This window comes from Chitinophaga sp. CB10 (assembly GCA_001870995.2).
GTDB lineage: Bacteria > Bacteroidota > Bacteroidia > Chitinophagales > Chitinophagaceae > Chitinophaga.
Genome location: MLAV02000003.1, coordinates 151590 through 175259, shown reverse-complemented (window position 1 = coordinate 175259; position 23670 = coordinate 151590). Strand labels below are relative to the sequence as shown.

Annotated in this window: 17 protein-coding genes; 9 read left to right on the top strand and 8 right to left on the bottom strand. The window is 49.6% G+C overall.

Translation table 11 applies throughout. The features are described from left to right. The first annotated feature begins 24 nt into the window (after positions 1-24). Positions 25-3012: a glycoside hydrolase family 3 N-terminal domain-containing protein gene (locus BOC67_RS06125; protein ID WP_291908356.1), complete on the top strand. Its 2988-nt coding sequence runs from the start codon at positions 25-27 to the stop codon at positions 3010-3012. A 77-nt stretch (positions 3013-3089) separates the two neighbouring features. Here the strand turns inward: BOC67_RS06125 and BOC67_RS06120 are convergent, their stop codons facing one another. Further along, complete coding sequence (locus BOC67_RS06120) at positions 3090-3530, bottom strand: hypothetical protein (protein ID WP_291908355.1); 441 nt, start codon at positions 3528-3530, stop codon at positions 3090-3092. Positions 3531-3708: 178 nt separating this feature from the next. On the opposite strand from BOC67_RS06120, the gene BOC67_RS06115 reads away from it, so the two are divergent. Next, positions 3709-4752 carry a COX15/CtaA family protein gene (locus tag BOC67_RS06115; RefSeq protein ID WP_291908353.1) on the top strand — a complete coding sequence of 348 codons (1044 nt, stop codon included), beginning with the start codon at positions 3709-3711 and terminating at the stop codon, positions 4750-4752. A 62-nt stretch (positions 4753-4814) separates the two neighbouring features. Next, the gene (locus BOC67_RS06110) at positions 4815-7043 is read left to right on the top strand and encodes a patatin-like phospholipase family protein (protein WP_291908352.1); all 2229 of its coding nucleotides are present in this window, start codon (positions 4815-4817) and stop codon (positions 7041-7043) included. Between the two features lie 126 nt (positions 7044-7169). Here BOC67_RS06110 and BOC67_RS06105 read toward each other — a convergent pair whose 3' ends face one another. Further along, positions 7170-8162, bottom strand: coding sequence for an alpha/beta hydrolase (locus BOC67_RS06105; protein ID WP_291908351.1), 993 nt, complete (start codon positions 8160-8162; stop codon positions 7170-7172). Positions 8163-8395: 233 nt separating this feature from the next. On the opposite strand from BOC67_RS06105, the gene typA reads away from it, so the two are divergent. Continuing rightward, entirely contained in the window at positions 8396-10204 is a 1809-nt protein-coding gene (gene typA / locus BOC67_RS06100; protein ID WP_291908350.1) for a translational GTPase TypA, read from the top strand. A 1025-nt stretch (positions 10205-11229) separates the two neighbouring features. Here the strand turns inward: typA and recA are convergent. From recA to BOC67_RS06075, 5 genes are all read right to left on the bottom strand, one after another. After that, positions 11230-12243 (bottom strand): recombinase RecA, encoded by a 1014-nt coding sequence (gene recA, locus BOC67_RS06095; RefSeq protein ID WP_291908348.1) that lies wholly within the window; start codon positions 12241-12243, stop codon positions 11230-11232. A 538-nt stretch (positions 12244-12781) separates the two neighbouring features. Beyond that, complete coding sequence (locus BOC67_RS06090) at positions 12782-13477, bottom strand: hypothetical protein (RefSeq protein WP_291908347.1); 696 nt, start codon at positions 13475-13477, stop codon at positions 12782-12784. A 7-nt stretch (positions 13478-13484) separates the two neighbouring features. After that, positions 13485-14966 (bottom strand): RNA polymerase factor sigma-54, encoded by a 1482-nt coding sequence (gene rpoN / locus BOC67_RS06085; RefSeq protein WP_291908345.1) that lies wholly within the window; start codon positions 14964-14966, stop codon positions 13485-13487. Between the two features lie 57 nt (positions 14967-15023). Next, positions 15024-15629, bottom strand: coding sequence for a ribonuclease HII (locus BOC67_RS06080; protein WP_291908343.1), 606 nt, complete (start codon positions 15627-15629; stop codon positions 15024-15026). Between the two features lie 51 nt (positions 15630-15680). After that, complete coding sequence (locus tag BOC67_RS06075) at positions 15681-16112, bottom strand: hypothetical protein (RefSeq protein ID WP_291908341.1); 432 nt, start codon at positions 16110-16112, stop codon at positions 15681-15683. A gap of 229 nt (positions 16113-16341) precedes the next feature. On the opposite strand from BOC67_RS06075, the gene BOC67_RS06070 reads away from it, so the two are divergent. The 5 genes from BOC67_RS06070 (at position 16342) to BOC67_RS06050 (ending at position 22513) form a co-directional block, all read left to right on the top strand. Next, entirely contained in the window at positions 16342-18504 is a 2163-nt protein-coding gene (locus BOC67_RS06070; RefSeq protein WP_291908338.1) for a S46 family peptidase, read from the top strand. Between the two features lie 125 nt (positions 18505-18629). Then, entirely contained in the window at positions 18630-19289 is a 660-nt protein-coding gene (locus tag BOC67_RS06065; RefSeq protein WP_291908336.1) for a succinate dehydrogenase cytochrome b subunit, read from the top strand. 6 nt (positions 19290-19295) lie between these two features. After that, positions 19296-21206: a fumarate reductase/succinate dehydrogenase flavoprotein subunit gene (locus BOC67_RS06060; protein WP_291908334.1), complete on the top strand. Its 1911-nt coding sequence runs from the start codon at positions 19296-19298 to the stop codon at positions 21204-21206. Between the two features lie 33 nt (positions 21207-21239). Beyond that, complete coding sequence (locus tag BOC67_RS06055) at positions 21240-21986, top strand: succinate dehydrogenase/fumarate reductase iron-sulfur subunit (RefSeq protein WP_291908333.1); 747 nt, start codon at positions 21240-21242, stop codon at positions 21984-21986. Positions 21987-22195: 209 nt separating this feature from the next. Next, positions 22196-22513, top strand: coding sequence for an IPT/TIG domain-containing protein (locus BOC67_RS06050; RefSeq protein ID WP_291908331.1), 318 nt, complete (start codon positions 22196-22198; stop codon positions 22511-22513). 72 nt (positions 22514-22585) lie between these two features. Here BOC67_RS06050 and BOC67_RS06045 read toward each other — a convergent pair whose 3' ends face one another. Then, positions 22586-23653, bottom strand: coding sequence for an META domain-containing protein (locus BOC67_RS06045; RefSeq protein WP_291908330.1), 1068 nt, complete (start codon positions 23651-23653; stop codon positions 22586-22588). Between the last annotated feature and the right edge of the window lie 17 nt (positions 23654-23670).

Below are 23670 nucleotides of genomic sequence, written 5' to 3'. Positions count from 1 at the left end.
CGCCAGAATTTGTAAGTTTATGATATGATGAAACATTTACTGGTTGCTGGACTTACAGGCTTGATGTTGACCGGAAGCGCGATTCCTGTGCCGCCTTCGGTAGTGACAAAAAAGAAAGAACGGAAAACTGCCACTCAAAGCCATACCATTATTCGAAAACAGGACCCGGCCTCCGCATGGGTAGATAGTGTGTTTAACTCGCTTACACCGGACGAGCGCATCGCCCAACTGATTATGATACGCGCCCACTCCAACCTCGGGCAGGACCATATCAATGCCGTTATCAAAGACATACAGGATAACAAGGTCGGAGGCGTGATCTTCTTCCAGGGCGGCCCCGTACGGCAGGCCAACCTGACGAATTATTACCAGTCCATTTCCAAAGTGCCCCTGCTGGTGGCCATCGATGGGGAATGGGGACTGGGCATGCGGCTGGACAGCGTCATCTCCCTGCCGCGGAATATGATGGTAGGCGCCATCCAGGATAGCACGCTGGCCTACGAATACGGTAAAATCCTCGCGGAACAGTGTAAGCGTATCGGCATACATATCGACTTTGCGCCGGACATGGATGTGAACAACAACCCGAATAACCCGGTGATCAATGATCGCTCCTTCGGCGAAAACAAATACCAGGTAGCCCGCATGGGAGTCGCCATGATCAAAGGGATGCAGGATAATGGCATCATGGCCAGCGCCAAGCACTTCCCGGGCCACGGGGACACCAACGTGGATTCCCACCTGGACCTGCCTTCCATCAATAAAACCCGCAAGCAGCTGGACTCGCTGGAGCTTTATCCTTTCAGGGCTGCTATAGAAGCAGGTGTAGGATCCATTATGATCGCGCACCTCTATATTCCTTCTATTGACAGCAAAGCCAATACGCCTACGTCCATTTCCTATAAAGCCGTTACCAAACTGCTTCGGGAGGAACTGGGTTTTGACGGCCTCGCCATCACGGATGCGTTGGAAATGAAAGGCATCGCTAAATTCTACTCCAAAGGCCAGGAATCCCTGCAATCCCTGCTGGCAGGTAATGACCTGATGATCCTGCCTTCCACAGCCAAAGGCAGCGTGGAGGCCATCCGTAAAGCGATCAAGAAAGGACAGATCAGCCAGGAAGAGGTTAACAACAGGGTAAAACGGGTACTGCGCGCCAAATATAACCTCGGCCTCAACAAGCCGCAGGTCATCGACACCAAAAACATTACAGAAGATATTAACGCAAAAACGGACTCCCTGCGCAGGAAAATTGCTGAAAAAGCCATTACCCTGCTCGGCAACGATGATAAGCTGATCCCGTTTTCACCAGCCATGACCCAGCAGAAGCTGGCCGTGGTTGCAGTTGGCGCCGATGCCAGCAACCCATTCATTGAAGCAGTAAAAGCCGCCAAGCCGGGAACCGATGCTTTTGTGTTTACCAGCCGGCAGACGGTGGATCAGATTGCGCCCGTTGTTTCCCGGATCCAACGGGATTACAAAGCCGTAATCATCAGTCTGCATAACTTCAGCCGCCGCCCGGCCAATAACTTCGGCCTCACCATGGCGGAGCGCCTCCTCATACGCCAGCTGCAACAGGAGCTGCCTTCCGCTACAGTGGTCTTCGGGAACCCGTATGCGTTGCAGTATTTCTGCGAAGCGCCGCACCTGATCGCCGCCTACGAGGACGATTCCACTACCCAGAAAGTAGCCGCGGAGATATTATTCGGTAAACTGGCGCCTGAAGGGAAGCTGCCGGTAAGCGTTTGCCCGTCGTTCCCTTCCGGGTCAGGGGTGACCTATAAGCTGAATGAATACACCTGCCTGCCGGAATCCACACCAGAAAAAGAAGGGCTTAATCCGCAAACTTTACTGCGCATTGATAACCTGGCCAGCGATATGATCAGCAAAGGCGCTGCACCGGGCTGTGAAGTGCTGGCATTAAAAAACGGGAAGGTGGTGTTTAACCGCTGCTACGGCCACTTTGAGTATAACGGCAAAGAACCGGTAACGCCCAAATCCATATATGATGTAGCCTCCGTTACGAAAGTATGTGCCACCACCCTGGCGGTGATGAAACTTTATGACGAAGGACGGATCAACCTGGACGCCACTTTGGGTACTTATCTCCCCCTAACCCATGGAACAGACAAGGCTGGACTAAAAATCAGGGATGTACTGCTGCACCAGGCAGGCCTGGTTCCTTACATTCCTTTTTATAAAGAGGTGATTGATGCGGCAGGCGTGCCTGATCCCAATATCTTTCATACGGCTTCCGGCCCCGGCTATACGACGCGCGTAGCCGAAAACCTCTACCTGATGGACACTTACAAGGATACCCTCTGGAAAAAGATCCTGGACAGCAAGCTGAATACCCGGCAGGGTTACGTTTACAGCGACCTGGATTTTATCTTTTTGGGTAGGGTAGTGGAAGAACTCACCGGCAAGCCGCTGGATCAATATGTACAGGAAACTTTTTACGGTCCGTTAGGATTGGAAACCACCGGTTTCCGGCCAAGGAACCGGTTCCCGTTGTCGCAGATAGCGCCCACGGAACGCGAGCCCGTTTACCGCATGCAGTTGCTGCGCGGCGACGTGCATGACCCTACCGCGGCCATGTTCGGAGAAGTGGCCGGCCATGCAGGCCTGTTTTCCGATGCGCACGACCTCGCCGTGCTGATGCAGATGCTGCTGAACAAGGGCAGCTTCAAAAACAGGCAATACCTCCGCCCTGAAACGGTGGAACTCTTTACCGGCTACGGGAGCAATATCAGTCGCAGAGGACTGGGCTTCGACAAAACGGAAAAGAATAACGCCAGCCGGAATGAGCCGTATCCTTCCCGGCACGCTACAGGAGCCACTTTCGGGCATACCGGTTTTACGGGTACCTGCGTATGGGCTGATCCTTCCACCGGGCTGGTGTTCGTGTTCCTGAGCAACAGGGTGTACCCTAACGGTGGCGCCAATACGAAAATATCAGCGCTCAACACAAGGGGTAAAATGATGGATGTATTTTACGAAGCGGCTATTTAATCGCCGCCACCGGTCATACAAAAGAAAAGGACGCCTCAAAACGTGGCGTCCTTTTTCTTTTGCCGCTGCTCAGCATGTTATTCTACAGAGGCATTACGGTTAACAACGGTGGATGTGTGGATCTCCACAAATTTTTCCATTATCTTGTTCTTTCCACTTCTGATTTCGAAGGAGTAATCTCCATCTTCCAGTGAATCCAGGTTGTAGCTGCCTACATACCTGACAGTTGCAGGTAAAACTTCGCGGTGAAGCGTAAAATTATTTTTGTCTTTGATATATAAGATGAGCTTTTCGTTGTCCGGGTTTTCCACGGAAAGTCTGAATAACAGCGCATCTTTGGATGACTGATTGAGCTGCATGTTAACGGCAGATGCTTTTGGCGAACCGTTTTCAGTGCTGATCTCAGATTTTACTTTGTTGAAAGCGAACGCGTTATCCTGCGCTGCTGCATTGAGGGTACCAAACAAAATAGCTCCTGTCAGTATCACGCTCACTTTGGGTGCTAAAACAAATTTCATGACATTAATTTTTTAATGTTTTGTGCTTTAAATGGGCAGTATTAGCTAATACAATGGTGCCGTTTTATTTTCTGACGCAAAGATCAGATGGCAGGGTTAAGCCAACATTACGCCTTTGTTAAAATAATGTGAGAAAATTGGAGAGGATGTTGATTTCTGTCCTAATTTCGCAACGTTTATGGAAGCAGTACAATTAAAGAAGAATCGCCCGGTGGCCATATGGTTATATATAGGCGTGGGCATGCTGATAGTGCAGGTACTTTTGGGAGGAATTACCCGTTTGACCGGTTCCGGATTGTCCATTACCGAATGGCAGCCTTTGTTGGGCGCTTTTCCGCCAATGAACGAAGAAGCGTGGCAGCGCGCTTTTGACGGGTATAAGCAAATCGCACAGTATAAACTGGTGAATAACCACTTCACGCTGGCGGACTTTAAGCAGATCTACTTCTGGGAATGGTTCCACCGCGATTGGGCACGCCTGATGGGCGTAGTGTTCCTGCTTCCTTTCATTTATTTCGTCGCAAAAAAGAAGATTGATCAGTCCATGATCAATCCCATGCTGATACTATTTTTACTGGGCGGCCTGCAGGGCGCAATCGGCTGGATCATGGTAGTGAGCGGCCTGAATAACGAAGATATCCGCGTAAGCCATATCCGCCTGGCCATTCACTTTATTTCCGCGCTGGTGCTGCTTTGCTATGTATTCTGGTTCGCGATGCGCCTCAGCGTGAAACAGCAGCAGGTATTACACGTGCCGGATCTGCGCCGCCTCAACGCCTGGCTCCTGGGCGTGCTGGTGCTGCAACTGATTTACGGGGCTTTTATGGCCGGCCTGCATGCTGCACTGAATGCCAATACCTGGCCGGATATCAACGGCGCCTGGGTACCTACCGGCATGTTCAGCAGCGGCAGCTTCTTCCATGATATTTTCCACAACCCGATTACCATCCAATTTATCCATAGAGGCCTGGCCTACCTGATTACCATCCTGGTGGTGATCTGGTGGATGAAATCAGCGCATGTACCAGCCCATACACAGCTGCATGCCATCCGGTATCTCCCGTTATTACTGGTATTATTGCAGGTATTACTGGGCGTACTCACTTTGCTGAACAGCCAGACGCATATCCCTATCAGTTTCGCGATACTCCACCAGGGCGTGGGTATGCTGCTGCTGCTCTCGCTGGTATGGACCTATTTCCTGAGCAGGGGTAAGGCATAATTACGGGTATAAATACGGTTTCATAGTTGCAAATCCGTATTTTTATTTGTAATTATCGTCCGATGAAGGTGAAGTTATTGCTTATCAAAACATACTATTCTTTCCCTGTTCAGCTGTTGTTGCTGCATTTCAGGAAGTACCAGGTATTGTTAATCTTCTGGGTGATATTATTCAGCACCATTAATGGTGGTTTTGCGAAGGTATTCGGGGGCGATGCATTGTTCCTCGCGCCGGAATACCTTGGGAAAGTGAACTTCTACAGCACCGCCATCCTGGGAATTGCCACGGGCACCTTCATCATGAGCTGGCATATCACCACTTTCATACTTCATACCGGCAGGTTCAAATTCCTGGCTACCACCAGCCAGCCTTTTTTTCGTTACTGCCTGAATAATTCGGTGATACCGCTGGCCTTCCTGATCTGCCTGCTGTATCGCGGCTGGGAATACCAGCGCTACCAGGAATTGAACACAATTCCGGATATTTTCCTCCTGGCAGAAGGGTTCATCAGTGGCGTGCTGTTTATGATCTTCTTTTCATTCTTCTACTTTTTCAACGCGGATAAGAATATCGGCAGAAGGTTGGAGCGGAAGTTCGGGAACCCCCGGAACTTTCTTCGCACTATCCTGAAGCCCACCCAGGAGCCGGATGAAAATGCGCTGCCTGTCAGCAATTACTTCTCCACACCCTGGCGTATCCGCAGGGCCAGGAAAGTGGACCATTACAATAAGCATTACCTGGATTCGATCCTCAAACAACATCACTTTGCCGCGATCATTACCGTAGGCTGTGCGCTGATTTTTATGGTGGTGCTATCCAGCCTGATGGATTACAACGCTTTCAGGATTCCTGCCGGCGCCAGCGTACTGATATTTTTCGCATTCCTGATAGGCGTTGCCGGCGCTTTTTCCTACATGCTGCAAACCTGGTCTATTCCCATTTTAGTGGTTATGCTCATTGGGGTGAACTGGATGGTGGAGCACGACCTGATCGATAACCGCAACAAAGCCTATGGGCTGGACTATAAAGCGAAGGATAACCGCCCGGAATACAGCGCCCAGGCATTACAGCAATTTTTTACAAAGGAGCGGTCGGATTCCGACAGGGTGCAAACCCTCGAAGTGCTGAAAAAGTGGCGGGCGAAATTTCCGGCGGATAAAAAGCCGCCTTTGATCGTCATGAATTTCAGCGGCGGGGGCAGCAGGAGCGCTACGTGGAGCATGCATGTATTGCAGCGGCTGGATAGCTTGCTGCAAGGGCGTTTGATGCCGCATACCGTACTAATGACCGGCGCTTCCGGCGGTATGATGGGCGCTACCTATTTCAGGGAACTGTATTACCGCCAGCAGCAGGGAGAGCCGGTAAGGCTGGCCAGCCTGGCGTACCCGGAAAAGGTCTCCAAGGATTTGCTGAATCCTGTGTTTACCGCCATGGCGGTCAACGACTTTATAGCCCCTTTCTGGACCTTCAAAATAGGGAATAACCACTACGCAAAGGATAGAGGATATGCCTTCGAAAAGCAGCTGAATCAGAATACGGATAACGTACTCAATAAAGTGATCCTGGATTACCGGCAGGCGGAGGAAAGCGCTACTATTCCGATGCTGATCTGGAATGCCACTATCAATGCTGATGGGCGCCGACTGATGATCAGTCCATTGCCGATCAGCTACTTATGCGCGCCGGAGTATAAATATCCTACCCGCCAGGTGCGGGATATTGACGGAGTGGATTTTACCCAGTACTTTTCCCGGCAGGGCGCAGCCAACCTGCGTGTGACCAGCGCCATCCGGATGTGTGCCACCTTCCCTTACGTGCTGCCAAACGCGTTTTTACCGAGTAATCCGATTGTGGATGTGATGGATGCCGGCATCAGGGATAACTTCGGTCAGCAGACGACCCTGCGGTATTTGTACACCTTTCGGGAATGGATAAACGAAAATACCAGCGGGGTGGTGTACATCCAGGTGCGCGATACCCGCAAGAATGATATTTCTCCCATCAAGAAAACGAAGGACCTGCCAGACCTGTTGTTTGAGCCGCTTTTCACCATGCAGCAGCATTGGAGCGCTATGCAGGATTTTGACCAGGACGACCTGATCAATTACATGGAAGGTTATTTCCCCAATAAATTCCACCGGGTTATTTTCCAGTATGTGCCACAGCACCAGGACAAAGCGGCGGCCCTGTCCTGGCACCTCACCAGTCGCGAAAAGCTGGACATTGCCAATGCGATAGAAAATCCTGCGAATCAGAGTGCGCTGGATTTTGTGGTGAAGCTGCTGAAATAATTACGGCATTGTAGGAGTAATACGGGTTAAGGTGTAATGCGCGTTCCGCACAGCCCGCGCCCGGCGGCACTCATAAGTGCAGCAGGAATGCAGGCCCCGGCAACATGAGCCCTCCATGCCTCGTTGTTACTCTTGCAGAAATGCAAGCAATGGCGTAATAAACTTCGTATATGCTTCAATGTGAGGCAAATGACCAATACCTTCTATAGGTACCAGCTTTGCGTTTTTAATCCTCCGGGCGGTTTGTTTCCCCAATTCCGGATAGTTCCCCATGGTCTTTCTGACTGCTTCCGGTACGTTGGCTTTGCCCAGCGCCGTCCGGTCGCGCTGCCCGATGATCAGCAGGGTAGGGGCCTGTATATTTTCAAACTCGTAGAACACCGGCTGGGTGAAGATCATATCGTAGGTAAGCGCTGAATTCCAGGCTACCAGCGGGTAATCGGGGCCTTGCGTCCAGCTGGCCTGCAGGGAAGCCCATTTATCGAAGTCCGCATTCCACTTTCCATCGTAGTAGCTATCCAGCTGGTATTGCTTGATCTTAGCGTAGTTCTGTTGCAGTTCTCCCTTATACCACTGGTCTACGGAGAGGTAGGGGACTTTCAGTTTCCAGTCTTCCAGTCCTATCGGATTTTCCAGTATGAGCTGTGCCGTCAGCTGCGGGTACATCAGGGCAAACCTGGTTGCGAGCATGCCGCCCATGGAATGCCCCAGTACGGCCACTTTGCTGATATGCAGCGTGTCGAGGATGGCTTTCGTGTTTTGTGCCAGCTGCTGGAAGGTGTATTGGAAATGCGATGGTTTATCGGATTTACCGAATCCGATCTGGTCCGGCATGATCACCCGGAAACCGTTTTTGCTGAGGTCTTTGGCGGTTTGTTCCCAGTAGGCGGCACAGAAGTTTTTGCCATGGAGCAATAGTACTGTTTTGCCGTTAGGTCTTTCCGGCCGGAGGTCCATATAGGCCATCTTAAGCGATTGCTGTTGGATATGCAGTTCCAGGTAGTGAACAGGGAACGGGTATTCGTAGCTGGAAAGCATTGCGTCTTGCGGTGGCACGCTTTGCGCCCGGGCCTGAAAAGCGCATAGCAAAGTGAGCAGTAATGCGATATAATTTCTCATAAATATGGTTTGTTTAAAGGTATTGACTTTTTAAGAACAATGAAACACAATCAGTTGTGTGTAACTTTTTGGTTTTCATGCGGTTGTATCGCAGTTTTGCGGCATGACCAAATGATTACATTTATTTAAAGCCGGAAGCCTTCATTCTCGCCAGCTTTTCGTACCTTTGCGCCTTCTTTTTGTAGCTATTAGCGGAAAAATTGTTAATGGCTGATAGCTAAAGATATAAGTATATGAATATTCGTAATATTGCAATTATCGCACACGTAGACCATGGTAAGACTACCCTGGTTGACAAAATCCTTCATCAGACAAACGTATTTCGCGAGAACCAGGAATCCGGTGAGTTGATCATGGATAATAACGATCTCGAAAGAGAGCGTGGTATCACTATCTTCAGTAAGAATGCTTCTGTAGAATACAAGGGTACAAAAATTAATGTGATCGATACTCCGGGCCACGCCGACTTTGGTGGTGAGGTAGAGCGTGTATTGAAAATGGCTGATGGCGTGATCCTGCTGGTGGATGCCTTCGAAGGACCGATGCCTCAGACCCGTTTCGTACTGCAGAAAGCGTTGCAGCTGAATCTGAAGCCAATTGTTGTTATCAACAAGGTGGATAAGGAGAACTGCCGTCCTGACGAGGTGCATGATGCCGTATTCGAACTGTTCTTTAACCTGGATGCAACTGAAGATCAGCTGAACTTCCCGACTTATTACGGTTCCGGTAAAAATGGTTGGTTCAACAGTTCACTGACTCCTTCTGAAGATATTACTCCACTGATGGACGGTATCCTGGAACACGTTCCGGCGCCCAGAGTGGAAGAGGGTACTTTACAGCTGCAGATCACTTCCCTGGATTATTCTTCCTTCCTGGGTCGTATTGCAGTAGGTAGGGTTGCCCGCGGTACCATCACTGAAAACCAGTGGGTAAGCCTGATGCAGGCCGATGGTACTATCAAAAAGCAAAAAGTTCGCGAGCTGTATATTTTCGAAGCCCTCGGTAAGAGAAAGGTTACTGAAGTAGTAGCGGGCGACATTTGCGCAGTTGTAGGTATTGAAGGTTTCAACATCGGTGATACCATTGCTGATGCGGAAACTCCTGAAGCGCTGCCAGTGATCAGCGTGGATGAGCCTACCATGAACATGCTGTTCAGCATCAACAACTCTCCGTTCTTTGGTAAGGATGGTAAGTTTGTAACCAGCCGTCACCTCCGTGATCGTCTGATCAAAGAAACAGAAAAGAACCTGGCGCTGCGCGTGGTTGATTCTGACAACGCGGATAGCTTCCTGGTATATGGCCGTGGTATCCTGCACTTAGGCGTATTGATTGAAACCATGCGTCGTGAAGGGTATGAGTTGACCGTAGGTCAGCCACAGGTTATCGTGAAAAACATTGACGGTAAGAAATGTGAGCCATATGAGATCCTGGTGGTAGACGTTCCTCAGGAATCAGCCAGTAAAGTAATTGACCTGGTAACCCGCCGTAAAGGTGAGATGCTGATCATGGAAACCAAAGGTGAAATGCAGCACCTGGAATTTGAAATTCCTTCCCGCGGTCTGATCGGTCTGCGTACCCAGATGCTGACCGCTACTGCCGGCGAGGCGGTAATGGCTCACCGCTTCAGCGAGTACAAAGCCTGGAAAGGCGCCATCCCTGGCCGTAACAACGGTGTACTGATCGCGAAAGAAGCGGGTACTACTACCGGTTACTCCCTGGATAAACTGCAGGATCGTGGTTTCTTCTTCGTAGATCCGGGAGAAGAAGTTTACAAGGGTATGATCATCGGTGAAAACAATAAACCTGGCGACCTGGTAGTAAACGCAAACGAAGGTAAGAAGCTGACCAACATGCGTGCGAGCGGAAGTGATGCTGCTACCAACATTGCGCCTAAAACCCTGATGACGCTGGAAGAGTGCATGGAGTATATCCAGCACGACGAGTGTATCGAGGTGACGCCTAACCACATCCGTATGCGTAAAGTGATCCTGGATGAGGAAGAGCGTAAGAAATATGCTAAGAGCATTAAAGCTGAAGCGTAAGTTTTAGTTTGATATTATAACGAGCCGGTGGAGTGATCCGCCGGCTTTTTTTATGGGGTATTATTATACCCATCCGTAGCTCATGCCACCTGTCTTATGCCCTTTAGCTGTGCGATCCTGGTCATGCCATTCATCTCATGCTCCCGTCTGGTATCACCTTGTCTATCCCGCTCATTTTATATCACCCATCCCCGTATCTCATCCTATACGTCTCACCTCATGCCTCCCATCTGGTACCATCTAGCCCATCCCCCTCATCTTATCCCACCCAGCCCATATCCCATCCCATACGCCGCAACTGATGCCTCCCATCTGGTACCACCCAGCCCCCGCTCATCTCATCCCACCCAGCCCATATCCCATCCCATACGCCGCAACTGATGCCACCCATCTGGTACCATCTAGCCCATCCCCCTCATCTCATCCCACCCCGCTCATATCCCATCCAATACGCCTCACCTCATGCCACCGGCTGATACCACCCAGCTCATCCCGCTTACCTCATCCCACCCGGCCCATATCCCATCCAATACCAACAAAAAAAATCCCCGCCCAGGAAAAGGCAGGGATGTGCATACTAACCCAATGCTTACTAAAACTAAAACGATCTTCAGTTTCATTTCGATAGATGTATTGTCTGATACACTGTTTTGGGGTTAATGGATGGGTTTTGTACAGATATATCAGACAATTTCAATACTCTATCGGATATTTTTATCTACGCTGACGCGAATAATATTTATCAATGTTTCATTCATTAAGGTTGCCAGTCATTAAGGTTGCCAGGTTATTCCTCTGGTAGACCCTTCGGTTGACCCTTCAGTTGACCGTTCAGGCATCTCCTCCGGCTCACCTTTCCAGCATTCCCGGCATCCCCTCGCACCTCCACAGAAAACTACCACCCTTTTATACCCAATTCCTTCGGGCAATAGCTTCCCCTGGCCGCGATGCGACATTGATTTTTCTCATAGCCTCAGCGATGAAGCCAAGGCTATGCTATTATTTGTCAGTGGATTGCTTTGTTATTAAGCCTCTGCTGCCTGTTGTTCAGCCAGTTTAGCTTTGATCTTTCCTTCAATCTCTGCTGCCAGTTCCGGATTATCCAGCAGTAATTGTTTTACTGCATCGCGGCCCTGACCCAATTTGTTGCTGTCATAGCTGAACCAGCTACCGCTCTTCTGAACGATACCGTATTCCACACCCATGTCGATGATTTCCCCTGTTTTGGAGATACCCTGACCATAGATGATATCGAATTCAGCTTGACGGAACGGAGGCGCTACTTTATTTTTCACCACTTTCACCTTCACGCGGTTACCGATAGCCTCATCTCCATCCTTAATCTGACTCATACGACGGATATCCAATCTCACAGAAGCATAGAACTTCAGTGCGTTACCGCCGGTTGTAGTTTCCGGATTACCAAACATAACACCGATCTTTTCACGTAACTGGTTAATGAATATGCAGCAGCAGTTAGTTTTGGAAATGGTAGCAGTCAGCTTACGCAGCGCCTGAGACATCAGACGGGCTTGCAGACCCATTTTGCTTTCTCCCATTTCGCCTTCCAGCTCCCCTTTAGGAACCAGCGCCGCAACGGAGTCAATTACCACCACATCCACGGCGCCGGACAGGATCAGACGGTCCGCGATTTCCAATGCCTGCTCACCATGATCCGGCTGGGAAATCAACAGGGAGTCTACATCCACACCCAGTCTTTTTGCATAGCTGCTGTCAAAAGCATGCTCCGCATCTATAATTGCGCAGATACCACCTTTCTTCTGTGCTTCTGCTATTGTATGTATCGCAATGGTAGTTTTACCGGAAGACTCAGGTCCATAGATCTCTATAATCCTGCCCTTCGGAAAACCGCTGATTCCAAGCGCTATATCCAAGCCTAAAGAACCGGTAGAAATTACTTCCATCGGCGCTTCCGCTTTCTCGCCCATCATCATCACAGATCCCTTTCCGAAATCTTTCTCAATCTTGTCCATTGTAAGGCGAAGCGCCTTTAGTTTTTCTGCATTGGCTGTAGACATATAAGTAAGTTTTTTACAAATTTAAAATATCAGCAAATCACGAACTGTTCTGCTAAATTAAAACCTTATTTTTTATTTTCCTAAAATTTTTAGCATTTTATTTTTATTGCTAAAAAAAATAGTAGCTCGATCTTGTGCCGGAGGCTTGTCCTCATCAACAATACAAAGATCATCCGCCAATACGCATTGGATGTGCGCAATGAAAAAAAATCTGAAAAATTTTTTAAAACGGGTAGAAACGGGAGAAAGGGGAATAATACCGCTTTTTAAAAAAGCGTAGTTATACGCTTGAGTCACAATGGAAAATTCTGGACTTTTGTATTGTCAAGTTTAGTTGTTGATGTTTAACCCCTCTGTTTGTTAGTTGTTTGTTAGCCTGCCTTGCGGCCTTTGCATCCAAAGTTACCGACATGTAACCACAGCAAGTCGGCTGTTCAGGTTAAACCCCAAAAAGTTTCTTCGCTATTCTAAATTCTCGACTCTATTCCTTGTTCTTATTTAATAACTAAATACAGAACAAGGAATCAGAGTGGAGTATCTAAACCACCAGCATCCAGCAGGATGCCAGCTGCGTAATAATTCCAATGCTAAAGCCAATGTAAATCTCGGCAGGAGTGTGGGCCTTCAGGATCATCCGGCAGGTGCCTACTATCCCCGCTACAAAAAATGTAATGATCAGCGGCAGGGATACATTCATATGCATCCCCCACATGAGCGACAATAAAAACCCGATTACGCCGCCCCAGCCGGTCGCGTGCATACTGGTTTTCCAGAAACTATTGGTAACGAAGGAAATAGAGATGGCGAGGAACATACCCAGGAAAAAAGCCGTGTAGAACCTCGGGGCAGCCCCTTCCTCCAAAAATGTATAAAATGCCCAGAAATAATAAATGATGATCGCCACATAAGGAATGATCCTGTCGCGCTGGGTATTCAGGTAAATAGAGGAAATAAAACCCAGCATTTTCGCCAGCATCACCGTCAGCAACGGGAAAAACAGGCTGATGATCACCACCCGGAAATACAGCATGTCAAATGCGAAACGCTTGCTCGACATCTTAAACGCTACGAAATATTCCGGGAGCGACTGCAATACCAGAAAGGTTACCAGCGTGGGAATAAAAAGCGGATGGGTAATGTAAGAAACTACCTGGGCAACGGCACGGGCCTGCGGCGAAAACTCCGGCGCCGGCTGGTGGTTGCCTTCATGGTATGGTATGGCTTCCTGGTGCATGATCTGATTAAAGTTCTTTTCTTAAACGGGCCACGGGAATGTTTAACTGCTCCCTGTACTTGGCCACGGTTCTACGCGCAATATTGTACCCCTTGTCCTGCAGCATCTTCGTCAGATGCTCGTCGCTCAAAGGCTTACGTTTGTTTTCCGCCTCAATGAGATCAGAGAGGATCTTCTTCACTTCTCTCGTAGATACTTCCTCGCCGCTATCGGTAGACAGGGACTCAGAGAAGAAGAACTTCAGTTTGAAAGTGCCGAATTCTGTTTGTACATACTTACTGTTTGCCACACGGCTAACCGTGGAGATGTCCAGCCCCGTACGATCCGCAATGTCTTTCAGGATCATGGGCTTCATCGTGGTTTCATCCCCCGTGAGGAAAAACTCACGCTGGTAATCCATAATGGATTCCATGGTGGACAATAACGTATGCTGGCGCTGCTTGATGGCGTCAATGAACCATTTCGCAGCATCTATTTTCTGTTTGATGAACAATACCGCCTCTTTCTGACGCTTATCCTTCTTGTCGCCCCGGTCATACTCCTTCAGCATCTCGCGGTAACCACCGGAAATACGCAGGTCCGGCGCATTCCTGGAATTCAGCGTCAGCTCCAGCTTGCCGCTGTTGTTCATGATAAAGAAGTCGGGCAGTACATAACTCTCCGCTTTGTTCAGCGTAGCATAGTTGCCACCGGGCTTCGGATTCAGGCGAATGATCTGGTTGATGGACTCTTTCAGCGCTTCATCACTCAGGCTCAACGCCTTCTGTATTTTTTCGTAATGCTTCTTGGTAAACTCGTCGAAGTAATTTTCCAGGATCTGGTACGCGGTGCGCACACCCGGATCGTCCTGCGGCTTACGCTTCAGCTGCAGGAGCAGACACTCTTTCAGGTCGCTGCAACAAACCCCCGGGGGGTCAAATTCCTGTATCTTTTTGATCAGTTCTTTGATTTCGTCATCATCAGTGGAGATATTCTGCGAGAACGAAAGGTCGTCCACAATCGCACTTACTTCTCTCCTTAAATACCCATCGTCATCGATACTACCGATGATTTGCTCTGCAATGGCATTCTGGCGCTCATCCAGCTCCAGCATGCCCAACTGGCTAAGCAGGTGTTCATGGAAGGAAGTTTCTACCCTTACAGGGATGGTTTTATTGCTCTCATCCGGGTCTGGATAGTTGTCGTCCCTTAATTTATAATCTGCCACCTCGTCATCTCCATCATTCACGTATTCTGAGATATCGATGTTATCATAATCGGACTCACTGCCATCTGGTTCAAATTCATCGTCATCAGACTCAAATTCATCCTGTTCTTTAAACTCATCCTCATGGGCTTCCTCCCCGTACTCCAGTGCGGGGTTTTCCTCCAGTTCTTCCTTGATCCGCTCTTCCAGGTTGACAGTAGGTACCTGCAGCAGCTTCATTAACTGAATCTGCTGTGGTGACAGCTTCTGTAATAACTTCTGTTGTTGTGTCTGTTTTAACATATCTCAGGCCAATCCTTTTTCAGTGATTGGTAATTGTATTAGATTAAAATTGGCTCCCTAAAAATCAAGTTCCAGTTGTTCCGGCAACAACCTGAAAGATTTCCGGTGGTAGGGCGTTTCTCCAAACTCTCGGATGGCATCGCGGTGCTGTTTGGTGGGATATCCCATATTTGAATCCCATCCAAAATGCGGGTAAGATAGGTGCAGTTGCTGCATGTACTCATCCCTGTAGGTTTTTGCCAGTACAGAAGCTGCCGCGATCGAAGCGTACTTGCCGTCTCCCTGGACAATACAGGCATGTGGTACACCTCCATAGGGGGTAAACCTGTTACCATCTACCAAAATGTACTCCGGCGCCTTGCTTAACTTTTCAAGTGCCAGGTGCATCGCTTTAAAAGATGCTTTCAGAATATTAATCCGGTCTATTTCTTCATTATCCACACTGGCCACCGCATAACAGATGGCTTCCTGCTCGATAACCTTTCTCAGTTCATCCCTGTCCGCAGGTTTCATCTGCTTGGAATCATTGAGTAACGGATGATTGAATTCCACCGGCAATATAACCGCGGCAGCGAATACGGGCCCAGCGAGGCACCCGCGCCCGGCCTCATCACAGCCGGCTTCAAAAAATAAATCCTGGTATCGAGTTAGTAGCAATTCCAAATCTGTTAAGCCGGGTAAAATTACATGATTAAAAAAGAAGGAACAAGCTCCTTAATTAAACAGGTCCTTAAAATCCCTTTTGAAATCACTCCACAATTTGGCCGATTTATCCCCAAATTGCTCTGCCGCTTTCTTGGTACTGTCCCATTTCTCCGCACTGGCTTGCTTCACGTCTTCCACTTCCTGTTTCATCTGTAACTTCAGTTCTTCCAGTTTCTCGCGGGCTTCCTTGCTCTTTTTATCGCCTTTTTTCTTTAATTCTTCAGTGGCCTTATCTATCTGTGCTATGCGCGCATTCAGGGTGTCTATCGTTTCGTTTTTCTGCTGCTGGAGGTAATCTCCGGTTTTACTGGCGGCAGATTTAACGTCTTCGCCAGCCTGTTGCAGGTCGGATCGGATGGAATCTTTCTTTTGCTCCTGAGTAGGGCCGGACTGGCAAGCTGCCAGCGCCGCAATTCCAAATACTAACCATAATTTTTTCATATACGACAGGTTTTAAATTATCCTGATTCACAGGGGGTAAAAAAAATTCTGGCATAGCCAGCTGAAGGTCCCTTTATCAAATCATATTCCAGTTTTTTTGTTCAAATTTTTAACACATTTATTTTATTACCACATGTGGGGCTAAATCCGCCATCCATAGCAGTCTAACTTCATGGTTAACAAAAAAAAGCATAGGTTTGAGGTCCTTAAAAACAAATCTGCAAAAACTATGAGAAAACATCTGGTGGTTTTGCTCCTCCTCATGGCCGTTAGTTTCAAATGGGCCAAAGCGGATGAGGGCATGTGGCTTCCCTATTTGCTGGGGCAGCAAACGTATAACGACATGGTGAAAAGAGGCCTCAAATTGACGAAAGAACAGTTATACAGTATCAACAAAGCATCCATTAAAGACGCCATCGTGATCTTCGGCGGCGGCTGTACAGGCGAAATCGTGAGTAACGAAGGCCTGATCTTCACCAATCACCACTGCGGTTACGGCGCCATCGCGGCAGCCAGCACAGTGGAACACAACTACCTGAAAAATGGCTTCTATGCCAAGGACAAATCGCAGGAAATTTCCTCCCCAATGCTTTCTGTCCAGTTCCTGGTAAAAGTAGAAGATGTTACCAAACAAGTGGAAGATGCGGTAAAAGGCTTGTCCGGCGCGGAAAGAACCGCCAAAGAGCAGGCTGCCTACGGCGAGATCGTCGAAAAAGCTACTGCCGGTACCGGTTACGAAGCCAAAGTAGTACCGATGTACAAAGCCAACCAATACCTGCTGTTTGTGTACGAACGCTATACCGATATCCGCCTCGTAGGTACGCCTCCTGAGTCTATCGGTAAATTCGGCGGCGATACGGATAACTGGGAATGGCCACGCCACACGGGCGACTTCTCCATCTTCCGCGTGTATGCCGACAAAAACGGTAAACCCGCTCCTTATTCCAAAGACAACGTGCCTTTAAAACCCAAGCACTTCCTGCCGGTTTCCATTAAAGGCGTGAAAGAGAACGACTATGCCATGATCTTCGGATATCCGGGCGGTACCAACCGTTACGAAACCTCCTATGGCGTGGAACTGAAAAATACCGTAGAAAATCCCAATACCGTTAACCTGCGCGACGTTCGCCTGAAAGCTATGTTCGAGCAGATGAAGAAAGACCCTGCGGTTAAACTGCAGCTGGCTTCTTCCTACGCCGGTATTGCCAACTACTGGAAATTCTTCGACGGGGAAACCAAACAACTCGAAAAATACCACGTACTCGAAGAAAAAAGAAAACAGGAAGCTGCATTCGCAAAATGGGCGCAGGATAAACCTGAATTCGCCAATATCCTGAACGATTATGCAGCCAACTATAAAGCCTGGACTCCGTACGCAAAAGGCCGTGTGTACCTCACCGAAGGTATCCTGGGCTCTCCGGTTGCCGGCTTTGCCTCCACGCTGCTGCAGGTAGAAAAAGCGCTGGTTACGCCAAACGCGCCTAAGGATGCGGTGAAAAATGCCGTTGCCGCTGCGGATAAAGCCCGCAAGGCATTCCTGGAAAGCGAAAACAAACCGAGCGATGAAAAAATTCTCGCCGCTACCTGCCAAATGTTCTATAACGACATTCCAAAGGATCAGCAACCAACTGCGTTCTACCAGGAGCTGAGTTCCAAATACGGCAATCTTTCTGAAGATGCTACCTACCGCAAATGGGCGGCCAACCTCATGGCTAACACCATGATTTTCAATGACGCCAAATGGGATGCATTCGTGAAAAATCCCGATGCTGTCACCCTGCAGGCCGATCCTGCTTTCGCCTACGCCAGCGCATTCGTGAAAAACTATACCGGCAAATACCTGCCGCTGTACAACCAGTTCGTGATGAAAAATAATGACCTGGGCCGCGAATACCTGAAAGGTATCATGCAAATGCAACCTAATGCCAACAGATACCCGGATGCCAACTTCACCATGCGCGTGTCCTACGGCCAGGTTAAACCTTACTCTCCGCGCGACGCCGTTAACTACGACTACGTTTGCACCATGAAAGGCGTAATCGAAAAGTATGTTCCGGGAGACTACGAATTTGACCTGCCTGCCGGCTACCTGGACCTGTACAATAAAAAAGATTTCGGTCAGTATAAAGACGCCAAACGCAACGACGTAGTGGTGTGCTTTATCGCCACCAACGATATCACCGGCGGTAACTCCGGCAGCCCGGTTATCAACGGTAACGGGGAACTGATCGGCCTTGCCTTCGATGGTAACTACGAAGCGCTGAGCCATAAAATCCAGTTCGATTCCAACTACAACCGCACTATCTGCGTAGATGTGCGTTATGTACTCTGGTGCATCGATAAACTCGGTGGCGCAAGCAATATTATCAGGGAACTGAAAATCGTGAAATAAATTTTTCCCGAAACTCGCATAAAGAAGCCCGTCCGATTATCCGGACGGGCTTCTTTTATTCAAACATTTTCGATTTACAGGGTGTTATCAACGGCAGCGCCAACAGGTACTTTAAATATCCATGTATGACACAAACCACCCTGACAAGGAAGATTTGGATGGCACTAACGGGCCTGTTCCTCTGCTTCTTTCTCGTGATACATCTGCTGGGAAACCTGCAACTGTTGCTGCCGGCGGCGGAATCACAATTGCAGTTTAACGCCTATTCCCACCTGCTTTCAGGCAATATCCTTATCAAAATTATTTCATGGGTGCTGTATGCCAGCATCCTTGCGCACGTCATATACGCCATCATTATAACGGCGGCGAATACACGCGCCCGGAAGGTGAAATATCATTACGACCGCCGCGGCAGTGCCAGTAAGTGGTACTCCCGCAACATGGGCTTGCTGGGCACGGTCATTTTCATTTTCCTGGTGATCCATTTCCGCGATTTCTGGTACGTCTATAAGTTCGGACAGTTGCCCCTGGATGCCAAAGGGAATAAAGACCTGTACACGCTGGTCACGGAAGTCTATAGCCAGGGCTGGTATGTAGCTGTGTATGTGATTTGTATGGTGGCGCTTTGTTATCACCTGCTGCACGGTTTCTTTAGCGCAGCCCGTACGCTGGGCGTGTATCATCCCAAATATGTCCGCTGGATAAAGGCGCTCGGCTGGATATACAGTGTGGGCATCTGTGCCGGCTTTGCCTTCATTCCCGTTTATGTTCATTTTTTAAAATAGCTGGCCATGCTGGATGCGAAAATACCTCAGGGACCACTGGAAGAAAAGTGGAATAACTACAAGGCTCATGCGAAACTGGTAAATCCCGCCAACCGGAAGAAGCTGGATATCATCGTCGTGGGAACCGGCCTGGCCGGCAGTTCCGTGGCTGCTTCGCTCGGCGAAATGGGCTACCGGGTAAAGAGCTTTTGCTTCCAGGACTCGGCCCGGCGTGCGCACTCCGTGGCCGCGCAGGGCGGCGTAAATGCCTGTAAAAATTATAAAAATGATGGGGACAGCGTCTTCCGGATGTTTTACGATACCATTAAGGGAGGCGACTTCCGGGCACGCGAAGCCAATGTTTACCGACTGGCGGAATGCAGCGCCAGTTTGATAGATCAGGCAGTGGCGCAGGGCGTGCCCTTTGGCCGGGAATATGGCGGTTATCTTAACAACCGCTCCTTTGGCGGCGTGCAGGTATCCCGGACTTTTTACGCCAGGGGGCAAACCGGCCAACAGTTGCTATTGGGGGCTTATCAGGCGTTGATGCGGCAAGTGCATCAGGGCCACGTGCAACTCTACGCCCGTCATGAAATGCTGGACCTGGTAGTGATCGATGGCAAGGCCCGGGGAGTGATCATCCGGAATATGGATACCGGCGCCATTGAGCGGCACAGCGCCCATGCAGTGGTGCTGGCCACCGGCGGCTTCGGGAAGATATACTTCCTGTCGACCCTGGCCATGGGTTGTAACGGCTCCGCCATCTGGCGGGCGCATAAGAAAGGAGCGCTCATGGCTAACCCCAGCTGGACGCAGATCCATCCTACCAGCCTGCCGCAATCAGGCGAGTACCAGTCCAAACTCACCCTGATGTCAGAATCCCTGCGTAATGATGGCCGCATCTGGGTGCCTAAAAGGCAGGGCGACGGGCGGCCCCCCAACCAAATACCGGAGGAGGAAAGGGATTATTATTTGGAGAGAAGATATCCCTCCTTTGGTAACCTCAGCCCCCGGGATATAGCTTCCCGCGCGGCCAAAGAGCGGATTGATGCCGGCTTTGGGGTGGGGCCGCTGAAAAATGCCGTGTACCTGGATTTTTCCCGCGCCATCCGGGAGCAGGGGGAGGACAAGATCAAAGAAAAATACGGCAACCTGTTCAGGATGTACCAGAAGATCACTAACGTAAACGCCTATACAGAGCCCATGCTGATCTCCCCGGCGGCGCACTTCTCCATGGGCGGCCTCTGGGTGGATTATGAACTCATGACTACCATCCCCGGCTTGTATGCTTTGGGAGAAGCGAATTTCGCAGACCACGGGGCTAACCGGCTGGGCGCCAACTCACTGCTGCAAGCCTGTGTGGACGGTTACTTTATTGCGCCGTACACCATGGCTAATTACCTGGCGGATGAAATAAAAACAGGCCCGGTGGATGCCCGGCACCCGGCATTTGATGCCGCTGAACGGCAGGTGAAAGAACAGTTACAGCTGTTCATGGCTATTCAGGGCAGGGAGCCGGCAGATTATTTCCACCGTAAGCTGGGCCGGATATTATATGATAAATGCGGCCTTTCCCGCTCTGCTGCAGGACTGCAGGCCGCCATTACGGACATCCGGGAGCTGCGTTCGGAGTTTTACAAAAACCTCCATGTACCCGGAGGGCTGGGACTCAATGGAGAGCTGGAAAAGGCCGGACGCGTGGCGGACTACCTGGAACTCGGAGAGCTGATGTGCTATGACGCTTTAACCAGGAATGAATCCTGTGGGGCGCATTTCCGGGAGGAATACCAGACCCCTGACGGGGAAGCGATGCGGAACGATAAAGATTTCTCCTTTATCTCCGCCTGGGGATGGACCGGCAGCGAACAGCCGCCCAAGCTCTATATGGAACCCCTGCAATTCGAGTTTGTAACGCCTGCAGTACGGAGTTATAAATAGCGGCGTTTACTTCATCTGATAAAACTAACGCGTATGCATATACGATTAAAAATATGGCGGCAGGAAGAAGCCGGCTCGCCCGGCAGGATGGAATCCTATGAGCTGAAAGAGGTGAATGAAGATATGTCGTTCCTGGAAATGCTGGACGTACTGAATGAACAGCTGATGCGGCAGGGCGTACGCCCCGTGGAATTTGACCACGACTGCCGGGAAGGTATCTGCGGCCAGTGCGGGGTAATGATCAATGGGCGGCCCCATGGTCCGTTAAAGAATACCACCACCTGCCAGCTGCATATGCGTAGCTTCCGGGACGGGCAGGAGATTTATATTGAACCATTCCGCGCCGCGGCGTTCCCGGTTAAATGCGATTTGAAGGTGGATCGTTCCGCGCTGGATCGCATCATACAGGCAGGCGGATTCATATCCGTCAATACAGGCCAGGCGCCGGAGGCCAATACTACCCGTATTGCTTCCCCACTGGCGGAAGCGGCCTTTGATGCGGCAGCCTGCATCGGCTGCGGGGCCTGCGTAGCGGTCTGCAAAAATTCCAGTGCAGCCTTGTTCACCAGCGCCAAAGTCACCCACCTTGCATTACTGCCGCAAGGGAAGGAAGAGGCGCAGGACAGGGTGTTGCACCTGGTGAACCAGATGGATGCGGAAGGCTTCGGGCATTGTACCAATACGGAAGCCTGTGAAGTGGAATGCCCGCAGGAAATTTCAGTACTGCATATAGCCCGCATGAACTGGGAATTTAATAAGGCGCATATCCTGCGCAGGTAATTCATACAGTCGTAACCGTAGTAATACGGTTTTTTATTTTTTGTTGGAACTACGCAGATAGAATGCGTACAGGTGATGTAACTTTGCGACCGCATCGATACCAAAAAGGGTATTGAAGTTTTTAAACAGGGTTTGTTTACCCCCAAAAAAGCATAGGAATGAAAAAGTTGACATTGTTTGTGACGCCCCTTGTATTGTTATTAACATGCATGCTAGCGTGCAACCCCAAAAAGGAAAGTGAAAGAAAGGACCCGATCGCTAAAGTTACCGCCACAGGCAATGCGGGTAACTTTATCCGGATCAGAGGTAATGGTTTCAGCACCAATAAGCTGGAGAACACCGTGGTATTCGGAGATGTAAAAGCCGTAGTGCTGTATGCAAGCTCTAACTACCTGCTGGTGCAGGTGCCGCCTCACAAAGCGGGCATTGTGCCGGTAACGGTGACGGTAGGAGATCATCCTTCCAATTCATTAATGTTTGAGTATAACTCCAACGCAATGCTGGCAGCCAATTTGCCTTTGAGGTAAGTGCTACAGGGCAGGCGCAAAAAAATACCCTCGCTATAGGCGAGGGTATTTTTTTATGTAAAAGTGAGGGAATTATTTCTGTTCTTTATCCGCCATACCAAAGATCATTACCAGCTTATCCTTATCATAGAAATTCAGCGTTTGATCGGCTACATCAAATTTGTAGGTTTTACCGCTGATCACGCGCATGAATTCAGCTTCCCTTTTCATGATAGCCTCGCCGCAGGCCATGCGGGTACTCATGCCCGGCCCCATGGAGATAGTAGAAGCGGTATGCTTAAAGCTGCCGTTTACGATATTGCATCCACCGCGGCCATGGTAGCGGCCTTTAGCCGGGTCGAATTCCAGGTAGATCCCTGGCTCTGTAATCGTGGTTTCATTGAGCTTAATGAGGTTCCATCTCTTGCTGGAAATAAAAGCCCATACATCCGGCTGCTGCTGTGTTTTATCTTCGCCAGCTGCTCCCTGCTTAAACGAGAGAAGGCGGCGGCCATTGCCGTATAAATTCAGGTGGCCGTTTTCCACGCGGTAGTTATAGGTTTTTTGTTCCAGGGCGCGTTGGAAATTGGTTTCGTTGCGCATATCGTTTTCGTCTATGCAGGCCATCATCGTGCTCATACCACGGGTGAAGCTCACAATACGTGCAGCGGCGTTCTGCGTAAACTCGCCACCGATGCCGTTACAGCCGCCATTTCCATGATAGCGGTTGCCGGAAGGATCAAACTCTAACCAGATTTTGCCTTTGCTGATCGGGGTGCCGTTCATTTCCACAAGCGTCCAGCGTTTGCCGCTGACAAAGGGAGAGCCATTGTCGCTAACCGTTACTTTCTTTTTGAACATCACTTTTTTCAGGGTGTATTTCAGGGAAGAGCCGTCGGCAGGAGGGTTTTTAATACTGGATACCGTCACCAGCAGTTTATACTGGTAGCCCGGCTGATAGTGAAATCCCTGGATGTTGGTGTACAGGTTGGACCACTCTGTTTCATTTTCTGCTCTCACCTGTAAGCATTCCATGGGTGCCACTCCCGTGCAGGGTACTTTGTTTTCCTTCACGTACATGACCTGGGTTTTGGGGCCGCTTTGCGCTGACTTTGGTGCGAAGAAAAGCGCGCTCATGGCAATTGCTAAATTCAATAACATAGACTAAGATTTTAAAC

What these genes read in the sequence shown, in the direction of transcription:
- BOC67_RS06125 (WP_291908356.1), top strand. Translation starts at nt 25, where the DNA reads ATGATGAAACATTTACTGGTTGCTGGACTTACAGGCTTGATGTTGACC.
- BOC67_RS06120 (WP_291908355.1), bottom strand. Translation starts at nt 3,530, where the DNA reads ATGAAATTTGTTTTAGCACCCAAAGTGAGCGTGATACTGACAGGAGCT.
- BOC67_RS06115 (WP_291908353.1), top strand. Translation starts at nt 3,709, where the DNA reads ATGGAAGCAGTACAATTAAAGAAGAATCGCCCGGTGGCCATATGGTTA.
- BOC67_RS06110 (WP_291908352.1), top strand. Translation starts at nt 4,815, where the DNA reads ATGAAGGTGAAGTTATTGCTTATCAAAACATACTATTCTTTCCCTGTT.
- BOC67_RS06105 (WP_291908351.1), bottom strand. Translation starts at nt 8,162, where the DNA reads ATGAGAAATTATATCGCATTACTGCTCACTTTGCTATGCGCTTTTCAG.
- typA (WP_291908350.1), top strand. Translation starts at nt 8,396, where the DNA reads ATGAATATTCGTAATATTGCAATTATCGCACACGTAGACCATGGTAAG.
- recA (WP_291908348.1), bottom strand. Translation starts at nt 12,243, where the DNA reads ATGTCTACAGCCAATGCAGAAAAACTAAAGGCGCTTCGCCTTACAATG.
- BOC67_RS06090 (WP_291908347.1), bottom strand. Translation starts at nt 13,477, where the DNA reads ATGCACCAGGAAGCCATACCATACCATGAAGGCAACCACCAGCCGGCG.
- rpoN (WP_291908345.1), bottom strand. Translation starts at nt 14,966, where the DNA reads ATGTTAAAACAGACACAACAACAGAAGTTATTACAGAAGCTGTCACCA.
- BOC67_RS06075 (WP_291908341.1), bottom strand. Translation starts at nt 16,112, where the DNA reads ATGAAAAAATTATGGTTAGTATTTGGAATTGCGGCGCTGGCAGCTTGC.
- BOC67_RS06070 (WP_291908338.1), top strand. Translation starts at nt 16,342, where the DNA reads ATGAGAAAACATCTGGTGGTTTTGCTCCTCCTCATGGCCGTTAGTTTC.
- BOC67_RS06065 (WP_291908336.1), top strand. Translation starts at nt 18,630, where the DNA reads ATGACACAAACCACCCTGACAAGGAAGATTTGGATGGCACTAACGGGC.
- BOC67_RS06060 (WP_291908334.1), top strand. Translation starts at nt 19,296, where the DNA reads ATGCTGGATGCGAAAATACCTCAGGGACCACTGGAAGAAAAGTGGAAT.
- BOC67_RS06055 (WP_291908333.1), top strand. Translation starts at nt 21,240, where the DNA reads ATGCATATACGATTAAAAATATGGCGGCAGGAAGAAGCCGGCTCGCCC.
- BOC67_RS06050 (WP_291908331.1), top strand. Translation starts at nt 22,196, where the DNA reads ATGCTAGCGTGCAACCCCAAAAAGGAAAGTGAAAGAAAGGACCCGATC.
- BOC67_RS06045 (WP_291908330.1), bottom strand. Translation starts at nt 23,653, where the DNA reads ATGTTATTGAATTTAGCAATTGCCATGAGCGCGCTTTTCTTCGCACCA.